The organism is Pseudomonas fragi, from assembly GCF_900105835.1.
Classification (GTDB): Bacteria; Pseudomonadota; Gammaproteobacteria; order Pseudomonadales; family Pseudomonadaceae; genus Aquipseudomonas; species Aquipseudomonas fragi.
The window spans coordinates 767,615-789,144 of record NZ_LT629783.1; the positions used below are offsets into that span (position 1 = coordinate 767,615).

A 21,530-nucleotide genomic window follows, 5' to 3' on the forward strand; every position below is an offset into this window, starting at 1 on the left:
AATGACTCAGATTCTCGGTCACAACTACATCGGTGGCCAACGCAGCGCCCTGGGCAGCGTCATCGTCAAGAGTGTCGACGCCAGCACCGGCGAGGCCCTCGCCTACGACTTTCACCAGGCCACCGCCGAGGAGGTTGACCATGCCGCCGCGGCTGCGGCGTCGGCATACCCGGCCTACCGCGGCTTGAGTGCGGAGCGCCGCGCCAGCTTCCTGGACGCGATCGCCGATGAGCTGGATGCCCTGGGCGATGACTTCGTGGCGGTTGTCTGCCGGGAAACGGCATTGCCTGCGGGTCGTATTGTGGGTGAGCGCGGGCGCACCAGCGGACAAATGCGCCTGTTCGCCAAGGTGCTGCGCCGTGGTGATTTTTATGGCGCACGCATCGATCAGGCACTGCCGGATCGCACTCCCCTGCCTCGTCCCGACTTGCGTCAGTACCGCATTGGCCTGGGGCCGGTGGCGGTGTTTGGCGCCAGCAACTTTCCCTTGGCGTTCTCCACAGCGGGCGGTGACACCGCCTCGGCACTGGCAGCCGGCTGCCCGGTCGTGTTCAAGGCCCATAGCGGGCACATGGCTACTGCAGAATGGGTCGCCGATGCCTTGCTGCGTGCCGCCGAACGCACCGGCATGCCCGCCGGTGTCTTTAACATGATCTACGGCGCTGGCGTGGGTGAGGCGCTGGTCAAGCACCCGGCAATTCATGCCGTCGGCTTTACCGGCTCGCTCAAGGGCGGCCGCGCGTTGTGTGACATGGCAGCGGCACGCCCCCGGCCTATCCCGGTGTTTGCCGAGATGTCCAGCATCAACCCGGTGATCGTCCTGCCCCAGGCCCTTGTGGTACGCGGCGCCAGCATCGCCCGCGAACTGTGCGCCTCGGTTGTGCAGGGTTGCGGGCAGTTTTGTACCAATCCGGGGCTGGTCATTGGCCTGCGCTCGGCAGCATTCACGACCTTTATTGACCAGTTAGCCGGGCAAATCAGCGAGCAACCCGCGCAGACCATGCTTAACCCCGGCACCTTGCGCAGCTACGGCGAGGGGCTGGACAAGTTGCTTGCCCATGACGCTATCCAACACCTGGCCGGGCAGGCGCAGCAAGGCAACCAGGCATGGCCGCAGCTGTTCAAGGCTGATGTCAGCCTGTTGCTCGAAGGGGATGAAGTGTTGCAGGAAGAAGTCTTCGGGCCAAGCACCGTGGTGGTTGAGGTTGAGGATCAGGCTCAGCTCAGTGCCGCGATAAACAGCTTGCATGGCCAACTGACGGCCACCTTGATCGGCGAAGTGACTGACATTGAGCAGTTCGGCGAATTGACTGCGCTACTGGAGCAGAAAGTCGGACGCATCCTGCTCAATGGTTACCCGACCGGCGTGGAAGTCTGCGACTCGATGGTCCACGGCGGACCGTACCCGGCCACCTCCGATGCCAGGGGCACTTCCGTGGGCACCCTGGCGATCGATCGTTTCCTGCGCCCGGTGTGTTTCCAGAACTACCCCGACAACCTGTTGCCTGACGCATTGAAAAACGCCAACCCTCTGGGCCTTCACCGCCTGGTGGATGGCCAGTTGTCTGACCGCTCGCTGGGTTGATCCTGGCATAACAGAGGGGATCGCCGAGACCACACAATGATGTGCGCAGATGCCAGGGTGTCTGCGTTACATCTGCGTGCCTGCTCGGGCCAGAGTTTCTACTCCGAGCCCCCTGACTGTTCGTCGAGTTCACGCTCAAGCTTCAATGCACGTTTCCAGCTGTCCAGTTCAGCCAGACGTTGCAGGTAAGCCTGCAGATGCGGGTATTGCGCCCCGCATTTCATCTGTTCGACCACCGTGATGGCAACAAAGGCCAGCATAAAGTCAGCCCCTGACAATGTGTCCCCCACAATAAAGGTTTTGTTCACAAGCGCACTGTCCAGATACCCCAGGACTTTATCAAACTCAGTCCGGGTGTAGCCGTCCAGGAACTTGAGCTGAGTCCCTGCATTGGTCTCAAACTGGGTGAACAGCTTGAGTAGCACCGGCACCATCGCCGAGCTTTCTGCAAAGTGAATCCATTGCAGGTACGGAAGGTAATCCGGTGAGCTGAACGCGGGTTCCAGCCGGGGCGCAAACCGGCGGATCAGGTATTCGACGATGGCGCCGGATTCAACCAGCACCTGCCCGTCCAGCTCAATCACCGGTGACTTGCCCAGCGGGTGAATGTTTTTCAGTGAAGCCGGAGCAAGACGAGTGGCAGGATCGCGCTGATAGCGAACCAGGGTATAAGGCTCTCCCATTTCTTCGAGAAGCCAAAGAATACGCAGCGATCGGGACGCGTTGAGGTGGTGAAGTGTGATCATGAAAGTCTCTCTCTGATTAGGGTGGATGATTAGAAGTTCTTTTTATATATTTTCCCGCCTTTCATGATCAGGCTGATGGTTGCATCCGGGGTCTCCAGAAACGCCAGGCTTACCGTGGGGTCACCCTCGACAACCAACAGATCGGCCAATGCACCTGCTTCTATCCGGCCAATTTTACCGGGATATGGATTACGGGCGCCCGACAGTCCCAACAGTTCCCCATTCATCTTTGTCGCCATGTTCACGACGTCGTGCGCAGCGTAAAACCGGGTCAACTTTGCAAGCTGTCTTCCCTGAGTGGATGTTTTTTGCGGATTAAATAAAACATCAGTCCCCCAGGCCGTTTTTATATTGAAGCGCTGAGCAAATTCATAAGCCCTCGCGGTGCCCTCAGCCACCACGCGCTGGCGCTCACGCCGAACAGGATCAGGGTAAACACTGGCATCTTCATCCTGCAGGAAAGGCTGAAGACTCCACCAGATATCGTTGTCGGCCATCATGCGCACGGTTTCTTCATCCGCCAGTTGGCCATGCTCGATCGATTTCACCCCGGCGCGAATGGCACGCTGGATACTTCTGGGCGTATACGCATGCACCATCACATAGGTGCCCCAATCGGCAGCGGCTTCAACCGCCATTCTTAATTCCGACTCCAGAAACTGGGTGCTATCGAGATGATCATAAGTAGACGCGACGCCACCCCCAGCCATCAGTTTCAGCTGTGATGCCCCGAGCATTAGCTGCTCTCTGGCCCGCCTGAGCACTTCGGCATCGCCATCGGCTATGGCTGCAGCCCCCAGTTGCTCAGTCACGCTCAGTGGCCTGAGTGAGCCGCGGGGAATCTCGGATCGCATCCTGAAATCACCGTGACCTGAGGTTTGTGAAATCATGGCGCCGGAAGGATAAATGCGAGGCCCTGCAATAACGCCCTCATCAATGGCACGCTTCAATGCAAACGAAGGACCCCCAGGGTCGCGTACCGTGGTAAAGCCGCGCATCAAGGTGCTTTCTGCTTCGCGGGCGGCGATTAAATGGATATAGCCCGGGTCTGCACTCATGGCGTCAAGTTGCGTGATGCCCGCTAACGTAGTGTGCCAATGGGCATCGATCAACCCCGGCATCACCACCCTTCGCTCGCAGTCGATAACCACGGCGCCTGCAACCTCTGTATTGGCGGGGAGCAGTGAGTCGATCACGCCATCCTTGATCAGGATGCAGACGCTATCGTCGAGCACAGCGCTGCCGTTGAACAAGCGAAGATTCTTGAGCAACAGCGTGCTCGCGCTGGGTTCAGCGTTGTTACCTTGCCCTGAAGTACTCGATGGGCGCACTTGAGAAAGCTGCGCAGCTGTGGGTTTGATACCGCCATAAACGTCACGTCGAGACAGATCGTGCATCATTCTGGCGTGGAAATCCTGTATAGCCGGCGAGCTACAGGTGCACAGGTCATGTACTTCAGGTTCAACAGGATGACAAGGTGTAAAACGCGCATTGGCCCTGGCCGATTTAAGCCTCATATCGTGCGTTCCGTAAGCATTTTCGGGAACAGAGACTATAGATCGAATTAAAAACACGGATCGAAAAACGCACATTCCTTGTTAACGCGGCAAGGTCACGCTGCTTTCAACCGGGCCGTGAAATACCGTGGTGGCGCAGTTTGCGATAGAGCGTATTGCGGCTAATCCCTAGGCGCGCTGCCACATGGGCGATATGCCAATGTTCTGCCTCGATCAACGCCAGCAGCGTCTGCCGTTCGGATACGCCAAGTGGATCTTCGGCCAATGCGACTGTCACGGGTACTGCCGGTAGCAACTCCGTCAAGTCGTCTTGAGTGACACGCCCCTCCAGCGACAAGGCGACCAGCGTGCGCAGGCATGTACGCAGTTGCCGGACATTGCCCGGCCAGGGTTGTTTCAGCAGGCGCTCCCTGACGCCCGCCTCCAGCCGAATTTTTGAACCTTTGCTCTCTTCGAGCAGCAGAAGGTCAAGCAAACGGCCCTTGTCTGCTCGGTCGCGCAACGGCGGTAGCTGCACGGTGAACCCGGCAATGCGGTAAAAAAGATCTTCACGAAAACGCCCTTCGGCCACACAGGCATGCAGATCCTGGTGACTGGCACTGATAAGGCGCAGGTCAAGAGGACGTGCCGTCGCGCCACCGAGCGGCACCACCTGACGTTCCTCCAGTACTCGCAGCAGGCGAGTCTGTAACGCCAGTGGCATGTCGGCGATCTCATCGAGAAACAGGATGCCGCCATCGGCCTGCTCCAGTTTGCCGATCATCCCGTCCTTGCGTGCGCCAGTGAAGCTGCCGCCGCGATAACCGAACAACTCGCTCTCGATCAGCGTTTCCGGAATGGCCGCGCAGTTGATCGCCACAAACGGCTGCTTCGCCCTGCCGCTGGCTCGGTGCAGCGCTGCCGCAAAAGCTTCTTTGCCGGTACCGGTTTCGCCTTGTAAAAACACCGGTACGTCATGTTCCAGAACACGTATTGCACGGGTAAAGCCGCGTTGCAGGCGCGGGTCTTCCAGGCACACATGCACGTCGTTGATCATGGGCGCTGGTGGCGTGACCAAAGGCGCCGGCTGCGTGGGTTCGCGCAACTGTGCGTAGAACAGGCGTCCGTCCACCAGGCGCATTGGCCAACAGACACTCGACTGGGCGCTGGCCTGGCTCATCAACTGATCGACGGGTGTTTCCAGCAGCATGGTCAGGGATTGCCCAAGCACCTGGTCACGGCCGAGGCCCAGCAGATCCAGCGCAGCATGATTGATGGAACAGATACGGGCACTCTCGTCGAAACTGAGCAGCCCTTCACCCAGCAGCCCGACGAAGCCAGCTTCAGGGTGAAAACGCAGCAAATAGCGCTGCGGATCCTGGCCCAGGAAAAAACAGCTCTCAATCAGCCTGGCTGACAGGTGGGTCAATGCCACGGCCTGGAAATGTTGCTGAAGGCTGAGGTCATCCCGCACAGAGGAGAGGTTAAGCACGGCCAGCAACTCACCACTGGCATCAAATATCGGGCTTGCCGAACAGGTTAGACCGACATGCTTGCCACGGAAATGTTCATCACGGCGGATGGTGACGTGCTGTCGCTCGACCAGGCAGGTGCCGACCCCATTGGTGCCTTCATATTCTTCACTCCATACCGATCCGAGCCACAACCCGGAACGCTGAAGCTGCGCTCGCTCGGTTTCGTTGAACACACTGTCGATTGCTACGCAGCGGGCATCGGTGAGAAGCACAACGTGGCCATCACGGCCGAGTTGCTGGTGCAGGTTGCCCATCTGCCAATGCGCGCCAGCGATGATGTGTTCCAGGGGCGCGCGGTGGTCCTGCAAGCGTGGATGCTCAAGCACGTTGGGTGCGCGGCGGCTGGCAGGGTCGAGCTGATGCTGATCCAGGCAGCGGCGCCAGGATCGGGTGATGGCCAGGTCAGCATCGGGGCTGTGGCTGGCGATAGTGCCCTGCACGGCTTGTAGCACTTGTTGTGCATGGGCGTTGATCAAGGCCGGTTTCATTATTCTTGTTCTCCGTTACGGTCAGGATACGGGGCTGTTTGCAGCTTATATCAAAAGCTCGCAACGGGCGCTTTTCGTACCGGGTGACACTCTGTCATCCACCCTTTCCAAAAACGTGACAGAGATCCGCGTCCGGGCCTGAGCATTACAGCAGCCGCCGCTCTGCAACGGGGCTTTGACAAAGATGGCCCGGGCCTTGCTCTGGTCTGGTTGTTACCAAAACAACAAGATCGGGAGAAACCCCATGAACATCGCTGTCGAAACACCTCTGCACACGCCAACGGCTCAGCTTGCGGCCTGGGTCGAAAGCCTCAACGAGCGTCTTGCCCAACGTGATCTGGACGGCACGCTGGAATTGTTCGCCAGCGAGTGTCACTGGCGTGACCTGCTGCTGTTCAGCTGGAATCTGCTGACCCTGGAGGGCAAGCCTGCCATCCGCGAGATGCTTGAAACACGCCTCGACCAGACGCGCCCTGAGCGGTGGCAAGTGGAAGGCGAAGCGACGCTCAATAACGGTGTGCTCGAAGGCTGGATCAGCCTGGAAACACAAGCGGCGCGAGGTAAAGGCTATGTACGCCTGAAGAATGGCCTGTGCTGGACGCTGCTGACGACCATGCGGGAACTCAAGGGATTTGAAGAGCCCAGCGGTCGCCGTCGCCCGATGGGTGCCAGCCATGGTCACGCCCACGCAGACAAACGCAACTGGCAGGAGCGTCGACGTGATGAAGAAGCAACGCTGGGTATCTCCACGCAACCCTACTGCCTGATCGTGGGCGGCGGCCAAGGGGGGCTGGGGCTCGCTGCGCGGCTCAAGCGAATGGGCGTACCTACCCTGATCGTCGACAAGGCTGACCGGCCTGGCGATCAATGGCGCGGTCGCTACAAGTCGCTGTGCCTGCACGACCCGGTCTGGTACGACCATATGCCTTACCTGCCCTTCCCCGATCACTGGCCGGTCTTCACCCCAAAAGACCAGATTGGCGACTGGCTGGAAATGTACAGCAAAGTCATGGAGCTCAATTACTGGCCGCGTACGGAATGCGTCAGCGCCAGCTTTGACGAGCAAAGCGGCACCTGGACGGTTGAAGTGCTGCGTGATGGCGAACGTGTGACGTTACAACCGACCCAGCTGATTCTCGCCACCGGTATGTCTGGCGTACCCAATGTGCCAAGTTATCCGGGAGCCGAGGTTTTCAATGGCCAGCAGTATCATTCCAGCCGCCATCCCGGTGGCGACGCCTGGAGCGGCAAGCGCGCGGTGGTCATCGGCGCGAACAATTCGGCTCACGACATCTGCGCCGACCTGGTAGAGAACGGCGCCGAGGTGACCATGGTGCAACGCTCCAGCACCCATATCGTGCGCTCCGACAGCTTGATGGAACTGGTCTTCGGCGGGCTCTACTCGGAAGATGCCCTGGAATCGGGTTTGACCACGGACAAGGCCGACATGCTGTTCGCCTCGATCCCGTACAAGGTGATGCCAGGCTTTCATCAGCCCATCTTTGCCGCGATCAAGGAGCGCGACAAGGACTTCTACGAGCGCCTGACCAAGGCTGGCTTTATGCTCGATTTCGGTGACGACGAGTCCGGGCTTTTCATGAAATATGTACGCCGTGGTTCCGGGTACTACATCGATGTCGGCGCCAGCGAACTGATCGCTGACGGTACGATCAAGCTCAAGAGCGCACCTGGCCTTGGCGTCGAATGTATCGAAGCCGATGCCGTCGTACTCACCGATGGCAGTCGACTGCCGGCAGACCTGATCGTCTACGCCACGGGCTACGGTTCAATGAATGGCTGGGCGGCGAAGCTGATTTCCCGGGAAGTAGCGGACAAGGTCGGCCGTTGCTGGGGCCTGGGGTCTGGAACCACGAATGATCCCGGCCCGTACGAGGGCGAACTGCGCAACATGTGGAAGCCGACGCAGCAGGAAAACCTCTGGTTCCACGGTGGCAACTTGCATCAGTCACGGCATTATTCGCTGTATCTGGCGTTGCAGTTAAAAGCGCGTTTCGAAGGGCTCAACCCCTGCGTCTACGGTCTTGCCAAGAGCCACCATACGGGGTGAATCAAATGGCGCCCGGCCGTGGCCGGGCGCCTCTGCACAATGCCTGGACGCAGCATCCAGGCCCTCTCGTTCTCCATCGGTGGCCATGTAGTCGTGCGTATAATGTGTTTTCTCTCAAACACTTAAGCTGTCCAATGAAAAAACTGCTTGCTGTAGTAGCGCTGTCCCTCGCGGTCATTACCCCTGCCTTTTCAAGCCCTCCATCGACATTTTCCGAAGCCAAGGTCATCGCAAAGCAGAAGATCTATCTCGACCAGGCCAACAGTGCTACGGGTGAGCTGTATTGCGGCTGCAAATGGACATGGGTAGGCAAGTCAGGTGGCCGAATCGATGCCGAGTCTTGCGGCTATCAAACCAGGAAACAACAAAGCCGCGCGCAACGCACAGAATGGGAGCATATCGTTCCTGCCTGGACTTTCGGTAACCAACGCCAATGCTGGCAGAACGGTGGGCGAAAACAGTGCGTGGATGATGATCCCGTATTCCGGGCGATGGAAGCCGATCTGTTCAACCTCTACCCCTCTGTTGGCGAGGTGAATGGCGATCGCAGTAATTTCAACTACGGCATGGCCACCGGGGTAGCGCCACAGTATGGGCAATGCAAGACGCGGGTTGATTTCGATCAACGTGCTGCGGAGCCGCGTGACGAGGTCAAGGGGCTGGTCGCCAGAACCACCTTTTACATGTTCGACAGATACCGGCTGAGCATGTCTCGTCAGCAGCAACAGCTACTGATGGCCTGGGACAAGCAATACCCGGTGTCGTCCTGGGAGAAAGAGCGAGATCGGCGCATTGCAGCCGTCATGGGGCACTCCAATCCTTTCGTAACGGGCGAGCGTCGATGGAGCCAAGGGTACAAGGCGGTGGGTGACGGGGTGGTCAGTGCCATTGCGCTTGATCCTCAACGTGTACCCGTGCAGCCAACCCTGGCGAGTGCGAGTGGCGCAACTACGATCAAGGGCAACCGCAAGAGCCAGATCTACCACCTGTCTACGGGGTGCCCTGGTTATGCCCAGGTGTCCGCGAAAAACCAGATAGCTTTCGGCTCTGAATCAGAGGCTCAGGCGGCGGGATATCGAAAGGCAGGCAACTGCAAATAGTTGCCTTTCGGTGAAAACCGGCCTCACGAATTCATGAGGCCGGTTCAGCTCCGCGCAACGGCTATTTCAACTGAATCAACACCGGTGCAGCCAGCTTCGTCTACGGAGCATTGAAGCACTCTATAGATCTGCGAAATCACCTGCATCGTTGCTACTTCAACGGTTCCTTCATTACGACATAAAACCCAGCCGTGATCGGTGATCGCCCGTTCGAACGCCTGAGTAGAAGCGACATGTTCCTCCAGCTTATGCATCACCGTACTGCCCAACCCGCGTGACCGTGCCGCGGCCCTCGCCCATGATATTTCAGGGGCCGTGACCACCCCGACATGCAGATCCGGGACTTGCACGTTGCGATCGATATTCAACTGCAGAATCTCTGCAAACGGGGTTAGCCGGCGAAACGCGGCATCAGACGGGTACCAGCGATCGATCAGGATGATGCTGTCTGAGGGCTGTCTAGCCAATACGTGCCGGGAAATCCAGCTACGGCTATCGGCAAGGCGCTCGCAAACCCGTAACTCCAATTCCCGGTCGGGATATCTGACGAGCTGGTTCACCAGGGCCATTGTTGCACCCCGACCGGGATCGCTTTTTTTCTCGCAAAGCCGGATGACCTTTTTGTTGTCTGCCCTCAGTACTTGGGTGACGGCTTCCAACAGTGTGGTTTTACCGGCGCCCTTGGGCCCATCCAGAGAAACAAACAGCGCACGATTCATTCTTCACATAACGATTGATTGGGTGATGGGCACTCTAACCTGATTACTGGCTAACCGGTCGCAAAATAGATGGCACAGCCGCTGCAGCCGATAGCCTGGAGCCGCGCATAACCCTTGCGGGGCAAAGTTTCCTCTATTGGCGGTTGCATCGGGTTTGGATTAACGTTCAATCCACCTGCCAACGTGACTTGAAGCCAGTCACTGCGTGCCCTTTCAGGAGGGCTGCTGGATGTCCCGGCGCCTGCCGCTGAGCCTGTTGTTGATTGCCCTCGCCGGTTGTACCGTGGGGCCGGACTTCGTGCGGCCCGAGCTGGCTGCGGATGCCGACTACGCACAACAGGCATTCACCCGCACCGTGCAGGCTGATATTGGCGCAGGGGGCGCTGCGCAACGGCTGATCGCCGGCATGGACATCCCCGGGCAATGGTGGACGCTGTTCCGCTCGCCGGAGTTGAACGCACTGGTCGAAGAGGCGTTGCGCGCCAACCCGGATGTCAGCGCCGCCCAGGCAGCCTTGCGTCAGGCCAATGAGCTGGTCTATGCCGATCAGGCGTCATTGTTTCCCTCGGTGGGCGCCAACCTGTCGAAAACCCGTGAGAAGGTCTCCGGGGCCAGTACCGGCGCTGCGTCTGCGCCGATTCTGACCCTGAGCTCCGCATCCCTGAATGTGTCGTATGCACCGGATGTCTTCGGCGGTACGCGCCGGCAAATCGAATCGTCCACGGCGCAAGCCCAATACCAACGCTTTGCGCTGGAGGCCACCTACCTCACGCTGTCCACCAATGTGGTCAATACTGCGGTGAACCTGGCGTCCCTGCGCGACCAGATCGCGGCGACCGGGCAAATCATCCAGCTACAAAGCGACCAGCTCGACCTGCTGCAGGCGCAGCGACGCCTCGGCGCTATTGCCGATACCGATGTGCTGACCCAGCAAACCGCCCTGGCGCAAACCCGCGCGACGCTGGCACCGTTGCAAAAGCAGTTGGCGCAAACCCGTAACCAGTTGATGGCCTACCTGGGCAGGTTCCCCAATCAGGACAAGGGCGAGCGTTTCAACCTGGTCTCTCTGCATCTGCCACAAGAATTGCCGGTGAGCCTGCCCTCGGCACTCGTCAGCCAGCGCCCGGACGTGCGTGCCGCTGAGGCGCAACTGCATGAGGCGAGTGCCAATATTGGCGTGGCGGTGGCCAATCAATTGCCACAGTTCAGCATCACCGGCTCATTGGGTTCCACGGTGGCCAGTGGCAACACGCTGTTTTCCGCAGGCTCGGGCGTGTGGAGCCTGGCCGGGGCCATCGCCCAGCCGCTGTTCGATGCCGGTGCGCTTGAACACCGCAAACGGGCGGCGGTGGCGGCGTATGACCAGTCGGCGGCGCAGTACCGGGGTACGGTGATTACTGCGTTCCAGGATGTGGCCAACGTGCTCAGGGCGCTGGAGGCCGATGCCGAGGCACTCAAGCAGCAAGTGGCCGCAGAACGCTCGGCCCAGGCCAGCCTTGCGCTGGTGCAGGCGCAGTACCGCCTGGGTGCGGTGGCTTATATCAACCTGCTCACGGCGCAGCAAACCTACCAGAACACCGTGCTCACCCGGGTCCAGGCCCAGGCCGTGCGCTACAGCGACAGCGCAGCGCTGTTCCAGGCGCTGGGCGGTGGCTGGTGGAACCGCCGCGACGTTGACCCTGGCAGCAAGGGTCACCCTGACCGCTTCGGCCTGCCAACCCGGGAAGAACTGATGCCGGCCCATAACAAGACCATGCCTGCCGCCCCCACCCGGTTCGACTGACCGGCTCACTGAAACAGCGAGTACCCCCATGGCTGATGACAAGACTGCCTCTGCCCTGCCTCCCCAGCCCACTGCACCCGGCGGCCCGCGCAAGCGTCGGCTGTGGCGGCCGATGATCATCATGATCGTGGTGGTGCTGGTTATCGTGGCGATCATCGCCGGGGTCAAGTTCACCCAGATTTCAGCCCTGATCGCCCAGTCGAAACAGCCCTTGCCCGCCGCCGTAGTCACGGCCCTGAAGGTACCGTTCGACGACTGGCAGCCAACGGTCTCCGCCATCGGCTCGATAAAGGCCGTGCGCGGGGTTGATGTGACCACCGAAGTAGGCGGCATCGTGCGCAGCATCGGCTTTGCCCCGGGCCAGGAAGTGGCCGAACAGGCGCTGCTTGTGCAATTGAATGCCGACTCGGACATCGCCCTGCTGCACTCGCTGGAAGCCACCGCGGACCTGGCCGCCATCGTCCTCAAGCGTGACCGTGCGCAACTGGCGGTCAACGCCGTGTCCCAGGCACAAGTGGACAGCGACAGCGCCGACCTCAAAGCCAAGCTGGCCGCTGCAGAGCAGCAGCGCGCACTGGTGGCGAAAAAAACCATTCGCGCCCCCTTTGCCGGGCGTATCGGGATTACCGCCGTCAACCCCGGGCAATACCTCAACCCGGGCGACAAAATCGCCACGCTGCAGACCTTCGACCCCATTTATATCGACTTCAACATGCCCCAGACCCAACTGGAAGCGATTGCCGTCGGGCAAACAGTATCGGTGAGCGCCGATGGCCTCTCCAACCAGACATTCAAGGGGCGCATCAGCACCATCGACACCCGGTTCGACCCGACCACGCGCAACATCACGGTCGAAGCCAGCGTGGCCAACCCCGGCAAAAAACTGGTGCCGGGCATGTTTGCGCGTGCGGTTGTCGACTCGGGGGCGGTGCTGCGCTACCTGACCGTGCCACAAACAGCGGTCACCTATAACCCCTACGGCACCACCGTTTTTATCGCGTTGTCGAGCAAGAACGACAAGGGTGAAGAGGTACTTACGGCGCAACAGACCTTTATCAAGACCGGCCCGACCCGTGGCGACCAGGTCGCCATCCTGTCCGGCGTGAAGGAAGGCGACCTGTTGATCACCAGTGGCCAGATGAAACTCAAAAATGGCTCGCCGGTGCACATCGATAACAGTGCTGCGCCGCTCAACGATGCGGCACCAACGCCTCAAGAACACTGAAGGTGACCCATGAAGCTCACCGATACCTTTATTCAGCGCCCGGTCTGGGCTGTGGTCGTTTCGCTGTTTATTCTTATCCTGGGGCTGCGTTCGATCTTTGAGTTGCCGGTCAACCAGTGGCCACGCACCGAAAATGCGGTGGTGACCATTACAACCGCCTACTACGGCGCCGATGCGGCCACAGTCGCCGGGTTTATCACCCAGCCCCTGGAGTCGGCGATCGCGCAGGCCCAGGGCATCGATTATCTGTCGTCGTCGAGCATTACCGGGGTCTCGACCATTACCGCCACGCTGCGGCTGAACTTCGACGCCAGCAAGGCCCTGACCGAGATCAACACCCAGGTCAACTCGGTGAAGAACCAGCTACCGGCCCAGGCCCAGGAGCCGGTGCTGTCGGTTGCCGTCGGGCAAACCACGGATGCCATGTACCTGGGGTTCTACAGCGACACCCTGCCCACCAATAACATCACCGATTACCTGGTACGGGTGGTCAAACCCAAGCTCGACTCGATCCAGGGCGTGCAAACCGCAGAAATCCTCGGCGGGCGCCAGTTCGCCCTGCGCGCCTGGCTGGATCCGGACAAACTGGCCGCCCATGACGTCAGCGCCCAGGACGTAGCCACGGCCCTGGCCAACAATAACTACCTGTCTGCCGTCGGCTCGACCCGCGGGCAGATGGTCACAGTCGACCTGACCGCAGGGACCGACTTGCACACGGTGGATGAGTTCAAACGGCTGGTGATCAAGAACAACCAGGATGCCCTGGTGTACCTGGAAGATGTCGCGACCGTGACCCTGGGCGCAGAAAGCTACGACAGCAGCGTGGCGTTTTCCGGCAAGCGTTCGGTGTTTATCGGTATCAAGGCCGCGCCCAATGCCAATATCCTCAGCGTCGCCACCAGCGTGCGCAACGCCTTCCCTGAACTGCAGGCGCAATTGCCTGCCGGCGTGCGCGGCGAAATCGTCTATGACTCCACGGCGTTCATCAACACGTCCATTGTCGAGGTGGTCAAGACCCTGGCGGAAGCCATGGTCATCGTGTCTGTGGTCATCTACCTGTTCCTCGGCTCATTGCGCGCGGTGATCGTGCCGCTGGTGGCGATACCGCTGTCGTTGGTCGGTACCTTCTTTGTCATGTACCTGCTGGGTTATTCGATCAACCTGCTGACCTTGCTGGCACTGGTTCTGGCCATTGGCCTGGTGGTGGACGACGCGATTATCGTGGTGGAAAACGTCGACCGGCATATCAAGGAGCAAGGCAAAGGCGTATTTGAAGCCGCGCTGGTGGCAGCGCGGGAACTGGGCGGCCCGATTATCGCGATGACCGTCGTGTTGATTGCCGCCTATGTACCGATCGGGCTGCGCAGCGGCCTGACGGGGGCACTGTTCAAGGAGTTCTGTTTTTCCCTGGCCGGTGCGGTAACCGTATCGGCGGTGGTGGCCTTGACGCTGTCGCCGATGATGACCTCCCGGCTGTTGAAACCCGGGCAGGATGAAGGTCGCTTCGCACGCTGGCTCGATCAGTGTTTTGACTGGTTGCGCGGGCGTTACCATCGCGTCCTGTCAGCTGGCCTGGACGTCTGGCCGGTGCTGGTGATATTTGGTTTTGTCCTGTTTGTGCTGGTTGCTGCCAGTGGCATGACCGCCAAGAGCGAACTGTCACCGACCGAGGACCAGGGGCTGGTGTTCATGATGATCAAAGGCCCGCCGACGGCTGCGCCCCAGCAGATGGAGCGCATCGCCGACCAGGCGTTCCAGATCGCCAACAAGGAACCTGAATACGCGCAAATGTTCCAGTTGACCGGGCTGCCGGCCCTCAATCAGGGCCTGGGCGGGGTCTTGCTCAAGCCCTGGAACGAACGCACACGCTCCCAGGCCGAGCTGATCATGGACCTGCAGAAAAAATGGAATCAAGTGCCGGGGGCTACCGTCGCCGCCTTTCCATTGCCTTCGTTACCGGGCGCCCAGGGCTTGCCGGTGCAGTTTGTGATCACCACCACCGACTCGGTAGAAAACCTCAATGAAGTGGCGCAGGCGGTGATGGCCGAGGCCCAGAAACAACAGCTGTTCTGGTTTGCCGACATGGACCTGAAACTGGACAAGCCGCAGGCCAGGCTGGTGGTCGACCGGGAAAAAATTGCCGCACTGGGCATGACCCAGGCTGATGTCGGTGCCGCCCTGTCCGCGGCTCTGGGTGGCAACTACGTAAACTACTTCTCCACCGCCGGGCGTTCGTACAAGGTCATCCCGCAAGTGCTGCAGGTTGACCGGCTCAACCCCGGGCAGATTCTCGATTACTACATCCGCACGCCCGCCGGGGTCATGATCCCGGCGCGCACCGTGGCGCATATCGAGACCTCGACCCAACCCGAGTCGATCAACCACTTCCAGCAGTTGAACTCGGCGACCCTCTCGGGCGTCAGCGGTGTGTCCCAGGGCGAGTTGCTGGCGAAGCTCAACACCATTCTTAGCAACATTGCGCCCTCCGGCTACACCTCGGACTTTTCCGGTGAGTCGCGTCAGTTCATCCAGGAGTCCGGTGGTTTTGTCGGCTTGCTGCTGTTTTCGATTTTGATCGTCTACCTGGCGCTGGCCTTCCAGTTCGAAAGCTTTCGCGATCCGGTGGTGATCCTGTTCTCGGTGCCGCCAGCACTGTTTGGTGCGCTGGCCTTTATCACCATGGGCTTTGCCTCGATCAATGTTTATACCCAGGTGGGCCTGGTGACATTGCTGGGCTTGATCACCAAGCACGGGATCCTGATCGTGCAGTTTGCCAATGAACTGCAACGCGCTGGCCGCAGCAAGCGTGAGGCCATTGAGGAAGCCGCCGGCGTGCGTCTGCGGCCGATCCTGATGACCACGGCTGCGATGGTACTGGGCGTAGTGCCACTGGTGTGGGCTTCCGGCGCCGGCGCTGCAGGGCGCCATGACATGGGCCTGGTGATCTTCGCCGGGCTGTCCATCGGCACCCTGCTGACGCTGTTTATGGTGCCGGCGATGTACCTGTTTATCGGTTCCAGCCATCACCTCCAGGCGGCACAGCCATCGACCGACCCGCACGCCTGATGAATACGGGGGGCAAGGTTGACAGGTTCGCATACGTGCTCTAGGTTGACGCAAACGTAAACGGAAGCCATCCCGACCCCGTTTACCAAAACAATAATTATAAGAGAGTCACCCATGAGCACGATGGCGATACTGATATCCCTTCTGTTGTTGATGTTTCTCGCCTATAGGGGCGTGACGGTGTTGATCCTGGCACCGCTGATGGCCGCCCTGGCGGTTCTGCTCAGCGGCGCCGCCGCCGATATCATGCCCACCTATACCCAGCTGTTCATGAAAGAGCTGGGGCTGTATGTGATCAAATTTTTCCCCCTGTTCATCCTCGGTGCCCTGTTCGGCAAGCTGGTCGCCGACTCCGGGGCGGCGCATACCATCGCTGACTGGTTTATGCGCAAACTGGGCCATCGCCATGCCATTCTCACCGTGGTCCTGGCCTGCGCACTGCTGACCTACGGGGGCGTGTCGCTGTTTGTGGTGGCCTTTGCCGTATACCCCATCGGCGCCGCGATTTTTCGTGAGTCCGGCACGCCAAAACGTTACATGCCTGCCGCCATCGCGCTGGGGGCCTTTACCTTCACTATGACCGCGCTGCCGGGCGCGCCGTCGATCCAGAACTCGATTCCAACCGCGTATCTGGGCACAACCACCTTTGCCGCCCCGGGCCTGGGCATTATTGCCTCGATCGTCATGCTCTGGATGGGCAGCTGGCTGCTGCAGTCACGGGCCCGCAAGGCCATGGCCAACGGTGAAGGCTACGGCCCCCACGACGACGAAATACCGGCCAGTGACGGGGTCAAAAGGCCCGGGCTGCTGGTCGCCCTGCTGCCGATTATTGTGGTGATCGGCCTTAACGCGGCCTTCAGCTACTGGATCCTGCCTGCGCTGGACCTCAGCGTGTTGCGTGAAGAACGCTTTGGCAATATCGACCCGCTGAGCGTCGTAGGCCTGTGGTCGGTGCTGCTGGCACTGATGTGTGCGATCGTCTTTGTGATCCTGCTCAACTGGCGGCGCTGGGACAACCTCACGGTCACTATCAACAAGGGCACCATTGGCGCACTGCTGCCAATCTTCAACACCGCCTCGGAAGTGGCTTACGGCGCAGTGATCGCCGGCATGGCCGGGTTTGCGGTCATCAAGGACACCATCCTCAATATCTCGCCGGAGCACCCGCTGATTTCCGCCGTGCTGAGCATGAACGTGCTGGCGGGCATCACCGGTTCTTCGTCCGGCGGCCTGAGCATCGCCTTCCGTACCCTGGGCAGTGACTATCTGCGCATGATCGAGGCCGCCGGCATCAGCCCGGATCTGTTCCACCGGGTCGCCACCATTGCTGCCGGTGGCCTGGACACCCTGCCCCATTCGGGCGCGGTGATCACCTTACTGGCGATTTGCAATCTCACCCATCGCCAGTCATATCCGCAAATTTTCATGATGACGACCGTTGTGCCCATGACCGCCTTGCTGGTGGTGATGGTGCTGGGTTCAACGTTCGGCAGCTTCTGATCATGGCGCATAACAACAAGGACTCGACCATGCACACAGCGCACGTCTCTGCCCGCTACCCGCAATGGGATGCCCCGCAGCGTTTCAATATTGCCCGGGCCTGCTGCGACCGCTGGGCAGAGGACCCCGCACGCATTGCGATCATCGAAAAAAACGCCGATGGTTCGGTACACCACCACAGTTTTGCAACCCTGCAACAGCACGCCAACCGCCTGGCCAATAGCCTGCGTGAACACGGTGTGCAGGCGGGGGACCGGGTCGGGATCATGCTGCCACAGGGGCTGGAGGCCGGCACCGCGCATATTGCCCTGTACAAGCTGGGTGCCATCGCAGTGCCGCTGTTCAAGCTGTTCGGCAGCGATGCCATCGAACATCGCGCGTCGAACTGCGGCATGCGCGGGCTGATCACCGATCTGAGCGGCCTGCACAAGATCGACGGGGTACGCGCCAACCTGCCGCAATTGCAGCTGTGCTATGTCATCGATGCTCCCGCGCAGCGTTCCGATGTGCTGGATTATCACACCCAGCTCAAGCGCCAGAGCGACCGTTTCGAGACCCTCGACACCGCAGCCCAGGACCCGGCCCTGATCATCTACACCTCCGGCACCACCGGCCACCCCAAGGGCGCGCTGCATGCCCATCGCGTGCTGCTTGGCCACCTGCCGGGGGTATGCAGCTCCCATGACGACTTCCCCCAGCCTGGCGACCGCATGTGGACCCCGGCGGACTGGGCATGGATCGGCGGTTTGCTCGACGTGCTGTTGCCCGCCTGGTACCACGGTGTGCCCGTGGTGGCCTACCGGGCCGACAAATTTGTCGCCGAAGACGTGTTCGAGCTGATCGCTAACTTGCAGATCAAAAATGTGTTCTTCCCGCCCACCGCGCTCAAGCTGCTGCGCAGCGTGGAAAACCCGCGCCAGCGCTGGCCACTGGCGCTGCGTTCAGTGGCCAGTGGCGGCGAGTCCCTGGGTGATGAGCTGCTGGCCTGGGGCGATCATGCACTGGGGGTGCGCATCAACGAATTCTACGGCCAGACTGAATGCAACCTGGTGGTGTCCTCCTGCGCCAGCCAGGGCATCTACCGTGCCCACGCCATAGGCCGTGCAGTCGAGGGTTTCAACGTGGCCATCGTCGACGACTATGGCGTGGTCGTGCCCGCAGGTGGCTCAGGGCATATTGCCGTGGCCACGCCCAACGGCAGCCAGATGCTGCGCTATTGGGAAAACAGCCAGGCCACCGAGGACAAATACCTCAATGGCTGGCTGGTGACCGGCGACAAGGGCTCGATGGATGACGACGGCTATATCTACTTTCTCGGGCGCAATGATGACGTTATCACCAGCGCCGGCTACCGCATTGGCCCCACCCCGATTGAAGACTGCCTGATCAAGCATCCGGCGGTAAAACTGGCCGCGGCCATCGGCAAGAAAGACCCGATACGCACGGAAGTGGTCAAGGCCTTTGTCGTGCTCAACCACGGCTACGCCGCCAGCGACGATACCGTGCGCCAGCTGCAGGCCCATGTCCGCGCCCAGCTCGCCGCCCATGAGTACCCGCGGGAAATTGAGTTTCTCGATGAACTGCCCATGACCACCACCGGCAAAATCATCCGCAAGGCCCTGCGCGAGCTTGAAGAACAACGCACTGCAATGGAGCTTGATACATGAACTTTCTAGGCAAGGCATTCGACGAAATCAGTGAAGGCGAAACCTTTGGCCAGTCACTGACCATTGATGCATCCCATATCAGCCGGGCCTGCGGCATGTTTGGCGATTTCAACCCGCTGCACAGCGATGCCGAATTCTGCGCCAACAGCCGTTTTGGCCGCCCGATCCTCCACGGCCCGATGACCAGCGCTTTTATGTCGGCCTCCATCGGCATGTACTTCTACGGCACCGCCGTGGCCTACCTTGAGCACAATTGCCGGTTTGTCGCCCCGGTGTTCGCTGGCGACACCCTCAGCGTGCAATGGACCATCACCCAGACCCTGGACAAACCCCGCAGCAATGGTGGCATTGCCGTGCTGCGCGGCGAGTGCAGCAACCAGCGCGGCGAACAGATCGCCGAGGCCAGCGGCAAGATTCTGCTCAGTAACCGTGCCCTGCTCGACGTGGTGCAGGCAGGCGGGTAAACCGCACGCGGCCAGGCGGGCCTGTGCTGCTGCCTCAAGGCGCCAGCTCAGGTCAGTTGCAGGCCTGGGCAGCCCTTGAGCCGACTCTGCGCCCTCCACACCTGGAGCCTTGAACATTTCGTAAAAAAGCGTAGCATCCCCTCCATGATTCTCGAACAGCTCAAAGCCCTGGGCAATGACACTCGCATGCAAATGATGGAGTGGCTCAAAGACCCGCTCAGCAATTTCCCGCCCCAGGACCACGGTGATCCTGCGATCGGTGTGTGCGTCACCCATTTGCAGCACAAGGCCGGCCTGTCGCCTTCTACCGCGTCGGCGCATCTGGCCATTTTGCAGCGCGCCGGGTTCGTTCTGACCACGCGTATCGGCAAGTGGACTTACTACCGACGCAATGAGCAGGCGATTAATGACTTTGCGGCTAGGCTGAAAATCGAGTTGTAATTTTTACCTATACATTTCGTTATTTCGCGCAATGTAAAAACATGAGGAAGCCCCATGAGCACTAAAGCAATCTTCGTCAAACCCGGCGGCGGCTATCAGAATGTAGTGGTCGGCCACAGCGAAGCGCCTGCGCCAGGTGCCGGTGAAATCACGGTGCGTTTGCATGCCAACTCGCTGAACTATCACGACTTTGCGGTGGTTAGCGGCATGTGGGGGCCGAGCGAAGAGCGTATCCCGATGGCCGATGGCGCGGGTGAAGTGATTGCCGTAGGCACGGATGTGAGTGAATTCAAGGTCGGCGATTCGGTAGTCAGCACCTTCTTCCCGCAGTGGATAGACGGCACCCCGCTGGTAGAAGGTTTTGTCACCGTGCCGGGTGACGGCATTGACGGCTATGCCCGTGAGCAGGTCACCGCCAGCGCCGCATCGTTTACCCACGCCCCGGCCCGCTGGAGCCATGCCGAAGCAGCGACCCTGACCACCGCCGGCCTCACCGCCTGGCGTGCGCTGATGGCCGACGACTCGCTCAAGCCGGGCGACACGGTTCTGGTGCAAGGCACCGGCGGTGTGTCGATCTTCGCCCTGCAATTTGCCAAGATGGCGGGTGCCACCGTGATTGCGACCTCCTCCAGTGACGAAAAACTGGAGCGTCTTAAGGCGATGGGCGCCGACCATGTGATCAACTACCGCAAGGACAGCCAGTGGGGCGCAACCGCCCTGGCCCTGACCGGCGGGCGCGGTGTCGATCACATCATTGAAGTCGGCGGCCCGGCAACCCTGGAGCAGTCGATGATTGCCATCCGGGTGGGCGGGCATATCTCGATCATCGGTATCCTCAGCGGCGTCACCGGGGCGATGGACTTTGTACCGATGCTGATCAAGCAAGTGCGCCTGCAAGGTGTGCTGGTCGGCAGCCGCAGCCAGCAGCAGGCGATGATCCGGGCCATCGATGCCAATGGCATGCGCCCCGTAATTGATCGCCACTTCCCGCTTACCGACATCGTCGAAGCGTTCAAGTACCAGGAAACCAATCAGCACTTCGGCAAGATCATTCTGGACATCTGACCCACCCTCGCCGATGGCGCATTGACAGTGCGCCATCGGCTTCTCTAGATTCAGGCTTTTGCCCAGAGAGTGAGCCTGATGAGCCTTGAATCCGTACGCGCATTTTTTCACGCCAACGCCCCCGACCTGCACATCATCGAATTGGCCACCAGCACCGCAACTGTCGCGCTGGCCGCCGAGGCCCACGGCGTGGAGCCCGGGCAAATTGCCAAGACCCTGGCCTTTCGGGTGGGTGAACGCAACGTGTTGCTCGTGGCACGGGGTGACGCACGTATCGACAACAAAAAAATCAAGGACGCCTTGGGCAGCAAAGCCAAAATGCTTGATGCCGAAACGGTCGTTGCCTTGACCAGCCACCCGGTGGGGGGTGTTTGCCCATTCGGCCTGGCCACCGATCTGGCGGTGTACTGCGATATTTCCCTGCAAAGCTTCAGTGAAGTCATGCCCGCCGCCGGCGCCACGCATACAGCGGTGAAGATTTGCCCGACGCGCATGGCCGATCTGGTCAAGGCGCAATGGGTCGATGTCTGCCAGCCCCTGCCGGCCGCCTGAGTTCACAGCGAAGGCTCTGGAACAGGCATC

General features: G+C 60.3%; 16 protein-coding genes. 12 read left to right on the forward strand and 4 right to left on the reverse strand.

Annotated features, from left to right (window positions below; translation table 11 throughout):
• Position 1 precedes the first annotated feature (1 nt).
• Positions 2 to 1,585: an aldehyde dehydrogenase (NADP(+)) gene (locus BLU25_RS03390; RefSeq protein WP_016780977.1), complete on the forward strand. Its 1,584-nt coding sequence runs from the start codon at positions 2 to 4 to the stop codon at positions 1,583 to 1,585.
• Positions 1,586 to 1,683: 98 nt separating this feature from the next.
• Here the strand turns inward: BLU25_RS03390 and BLU25_RS03395 are convergent, their stop codons facing one another.
• The 3 genes from BLU25_RS03395 to BLU25_RS03405 form a co-directional block, all read right to left on the reverse strand.
• On the reverse strand, positions 1,684 to 2,331 hold the full coding sequence (locus tag BLU25_RS03395; protein WP_016780978.1) for a glutathione S-transferase family protein: 648 nt from the start codon (positions 2,329 to 2,331) through the stop codon (positions 1,684 to 1,686).
• A 29-nt stretch (positions 2,332 to 2,360) separates the two neighbouring features.
• Positions 2,361 to 3,731 (reverse strand): metal-dependent hydrolase family protein, encoded by a 1,371-nt coding sequence (locus BLU25_RS03400; protein WP_016780979.1) that lies wholly within the window; start codon positions 3,729 to 3,731, stop codon positions 2,361 to 2,363.
• 223 nt (positions 3,732 to 3,954) lie between these two features.
• The gene (locus tag BLU25_RS03405; RefSeq protein WP_016780980.1) at positions 3,955 to 5,850 is read right to left on the reverse strand and encodes a sigma-54-dependent Fis family transcriptional regulator; all 1,896 of its coding nucleotides are present in this window, start codon (positions 5,848 to 5,850) and stop codon (positions 3,955 to 3,957) included.
• 244 nt (positions 5,851 to 6,094) lie between these two features.
• Here BLU25_RS03405 and BLU25_RS03410 point away from each other — a divergent pair, with 244 nt between their 5' ends.
• Entirely contained in the window at positions 6,095 to 7,918 is a 1,824-nt protein-coding gene (locus tag BLU25_RS03410) for an NAD(P)/FAD-dependent oxidoreductase (protein WP_016780981.1), read from the forward strand.
• A 134-nt stretch (positions 7,919 to 8,052) separates the two neighbouring features.
• On the forward strand, positions 8,053 to 9,018 hold the full coding sequence (locus tag BLU25_RS03415; RefSeq protein WP_016780982.1) for an endonuclease: 966 nt from the start codon (positions 8,053 to 8,055) through the stop codon (positions 9,016 to 9,018).
• 44 nt (positions 9,019 to 9,062) lie between these two features.
• On the opposite strand, the gene BLU25_RS03420 is transcribed toward BLU25_RS03415, so the two are convergent.
• Positions 9,063 to 9,737, reverse strand: a complete 675-nt coding sequence (locus tag BLU25_RS03420) for a dTMP kinase (RefSeq protein ID WP_016780983.1) — start codon at positions 9,735 to 9,737, stop codon at positions 9,063 to 9,065.
• A gap of 229 nt (positions 9,738 to 9,966) precedes the next feature.
• On the opposite strand from BLU25_RS03420, the gene BLU25_RS03425 reads away from it, so the two are divergent.
• The 9 genes from BLU25_RS03425 (at position 9,967) to BLU25_RS03465 (ending at position 21,500) form a co-directional block, all read left to right on the forward strand.
• Positions 9,967 to 11,520, forward strand: coding sequence for an efflux transporter outer membrane subunit (locus BLU25_RS03425; protein WP_016780984.1), 1,554 nt, complete (start codon positions 9,967 to 9,969; stop codon positions 11,518 to 11,520).
• A 112-nt stretch (positions 11,521 to 11,632) separates the two neighbouring features.
• Entirely contained in the window at positions 11,633 to 12,745 is a 1,113-nt protein-coding gene (locus BLU25_RS03430; protein WP_085984382.1) for an efflux RND transporter periplasmic adaptor subunit, read from the forward strand.
• 9 nt (positions 12,746 to 12,754) lie between these two features.
• The gene (locus BLU25_RS03435; protein ID WP_016780986.1) at positions 12,755 to 15,811 is read left to right on the forward strand and encodes an efflux RND transporter permease subunit; all 3,057 of its coding nucleotides are present in this window, start codon (positions 12,755 to 12,757) and stop codon (positions 15,809 to 15,811) included.
• A 114-nt stretch (positions 15,812 to 15,925) separates the two neighbouring features.
• Positions 15,926 to 17,311, forward strand: coding sequence for a GntP family permease (locus tag BLU25_RS03440; RefSeq protein ID WP_016780987.1), 1,386 nt, complete (start codon positions 15,926 to 15,928; stop codon positions 17,309 to 17,311).
• A 29-nt stretch (positions 17,312 to 17,340) separates the two neighbouring features.
• Complete coding sequence (locus tag BLU25_RS03445) at positions 17,341 to 18,978, forward strand: AMP-binding protein (RefSeq protein WP_016780988.1); 1,638 nt, start codon at positions 17,341 to 17,343, stop codon at positions 18,976 to 18,978.
• A complete protein-coding gene (locus tag BLU25_RS03450; protein WP_016780989.1) occupies positions 18,975 to 19,442 on the forward strand; it encodes a MaoC family dehydratase in 468 nt (155 codons plus the stop codon). Before BLU25_RS03445 ends, BLU25_RS03450 begins: the two co-directional genes overlap by 4 nt.
• A 144-nt stretch (positions 19,443 to 19,586) precedes the next feature.
• Entirely contained in the window at positions 19,587 to 19,883 is a 297-nt protein-coding gene (locus BLU25_RS03455) for an ArsR/SmtB family transcription factor (RefSeq protein ID WP_016780990.1), read from the forward strand.
• Positions 19,884 to 19,937: 54 nt separating this feature from the next.
• Positions 19,938 to 20,948 carry a zinc-dependent alcohol dehydrogenase family protein gene (locus tag BLU25_RS03460; protein ID WP_083369522.1) on the forward strand — a complete coding sequence of 337 codons (1,011 nt, stop codon included), beginning with the start codon at positions 19,938 to 19,940 and terminating at the stop codon, positions 20,946 to 20,948.
• 78 nt (positions 20,949 to 21,026) lie between these two features.
• Positions 21,027 to 21,500 (forward strand): YbaK/EbsC family protein, encoded by a 474-nt coding sequence (locus tag BLU25_RS03465; RefSeq protein ID WP_016780992.1) that lies wholly within the window; start codon positions 21,027 to 21,029, stop codon positions 21,498 to 21,500.
• Positions 21,501 to 21,530: the final 30 nt, after the last annotated feature.

Coding starts and splice junctions, on each gene's coding strand:
- BLU25_RS03390 (WP_016780977.1), top strand. CDS start 2: ATGACTCAGATTCTCGGTCACAACTACATCGGTGGCCAACGCAGCGCC.
- BLU25_RS03395 (WP_016780978.1), bottom strand. CDS start 2,331: ATGATCACACTTCACCACCTCAACGCGTCCCGATCGCTGCGTATTCTT.
- BLU25_RS03400 (WP_016780979.1), bottom strand. CDS start 3,731: ATGATGCACGATCTGTCTCGACGTGACGTTTATGGCGGTATCAAACCC.
- BLU25_RS03405 (WP_016780980.1), bottom strand. CDS start 5,850: ATGAAACCGGCCTTGATCAACGCCCATGCACAACAAGTGCTACAAGCC.
- BLU25_RS03410 (WP_016780981.1), top strand. CDS start 6,095: ATGAACATCGCTGTCGAAACACCTCTGCACACGCCAACGGCTCAGCTT.
- BLU25_RS03415 (WP_016780982.1), top strand. CDS start 8,053: ATGAAAAAACTGCTTGCTGTAGTAGCGCTGTCCCTCGCGGTCATTACC.
- BLU25_RS03420 (WP_016780983.1), bottom strand. CDS start 9,737: ATGAATCGTGCGCTGTTTGTTTCTCTGGATGGGCCCAAGGGCGCCGGT.
- BLU25_RS03425 (WP_016780984.1), top strand. CDS start 9,967: ATGTCCCGGCGCCTGCCGCTGAGCCTGTTGTTGATTGCCCTCGCCGGT.
- BLU25_RS03430 (WP_085984382.1), top strand. CDS start 11,633: ATGATCATCATGATCGTGGTGGTGCTGGTTATCGTGGCGATCATCGCC.
- BLU25_RS03435 (WP_016780986.1), top strand. CDS start 12,755: ATGAAGCTCACCGATACCTTTATTCAGCGCCCGGTCTGGGCTGTGGTC.
- BLU25_RS03440 (WP_016780987.1), top strand. CDS start 15,926: ATGAGCACGATGGCGATACTGATATCCCTTCTGTTGTTGATGTTTCTC.
- BLU25_RS03445 (WP_016780988.1), top strand. CDS start 17,341: ATGCACACAGCGCACGTCTCTGCCCGCTACCCGCAATGGGATGCCCCG.
- BLU25_RS03450 (WP_016780989.1), top strand. CDS start 18,975: ATGAACTTTCTAGGCAAGGCATTCGACGAAATCAGTGAAGGCGAAACC.
- BLU25_RS03455 (WP_016780990.1), top strand. CDS start 19,587: ATGATTCTCGAACAGCTCAAAGCCCTGGGCAATGACACTCGCATGCAA.
- BLU25_RS03460 (WP_083369522.1), top strand. CDS start 19,938: ATGAGCACTAAAGCAATCTTCGTCAAACCCGGCGGCGGCTATCAGAAT.
- BLU25_RS03465 (WP_016780992.1), top strand. CDS start 21,027: ATGAGCCTTGAATCCGTACGCGCATTTTTTCACGCCAACGCCCCCGAC.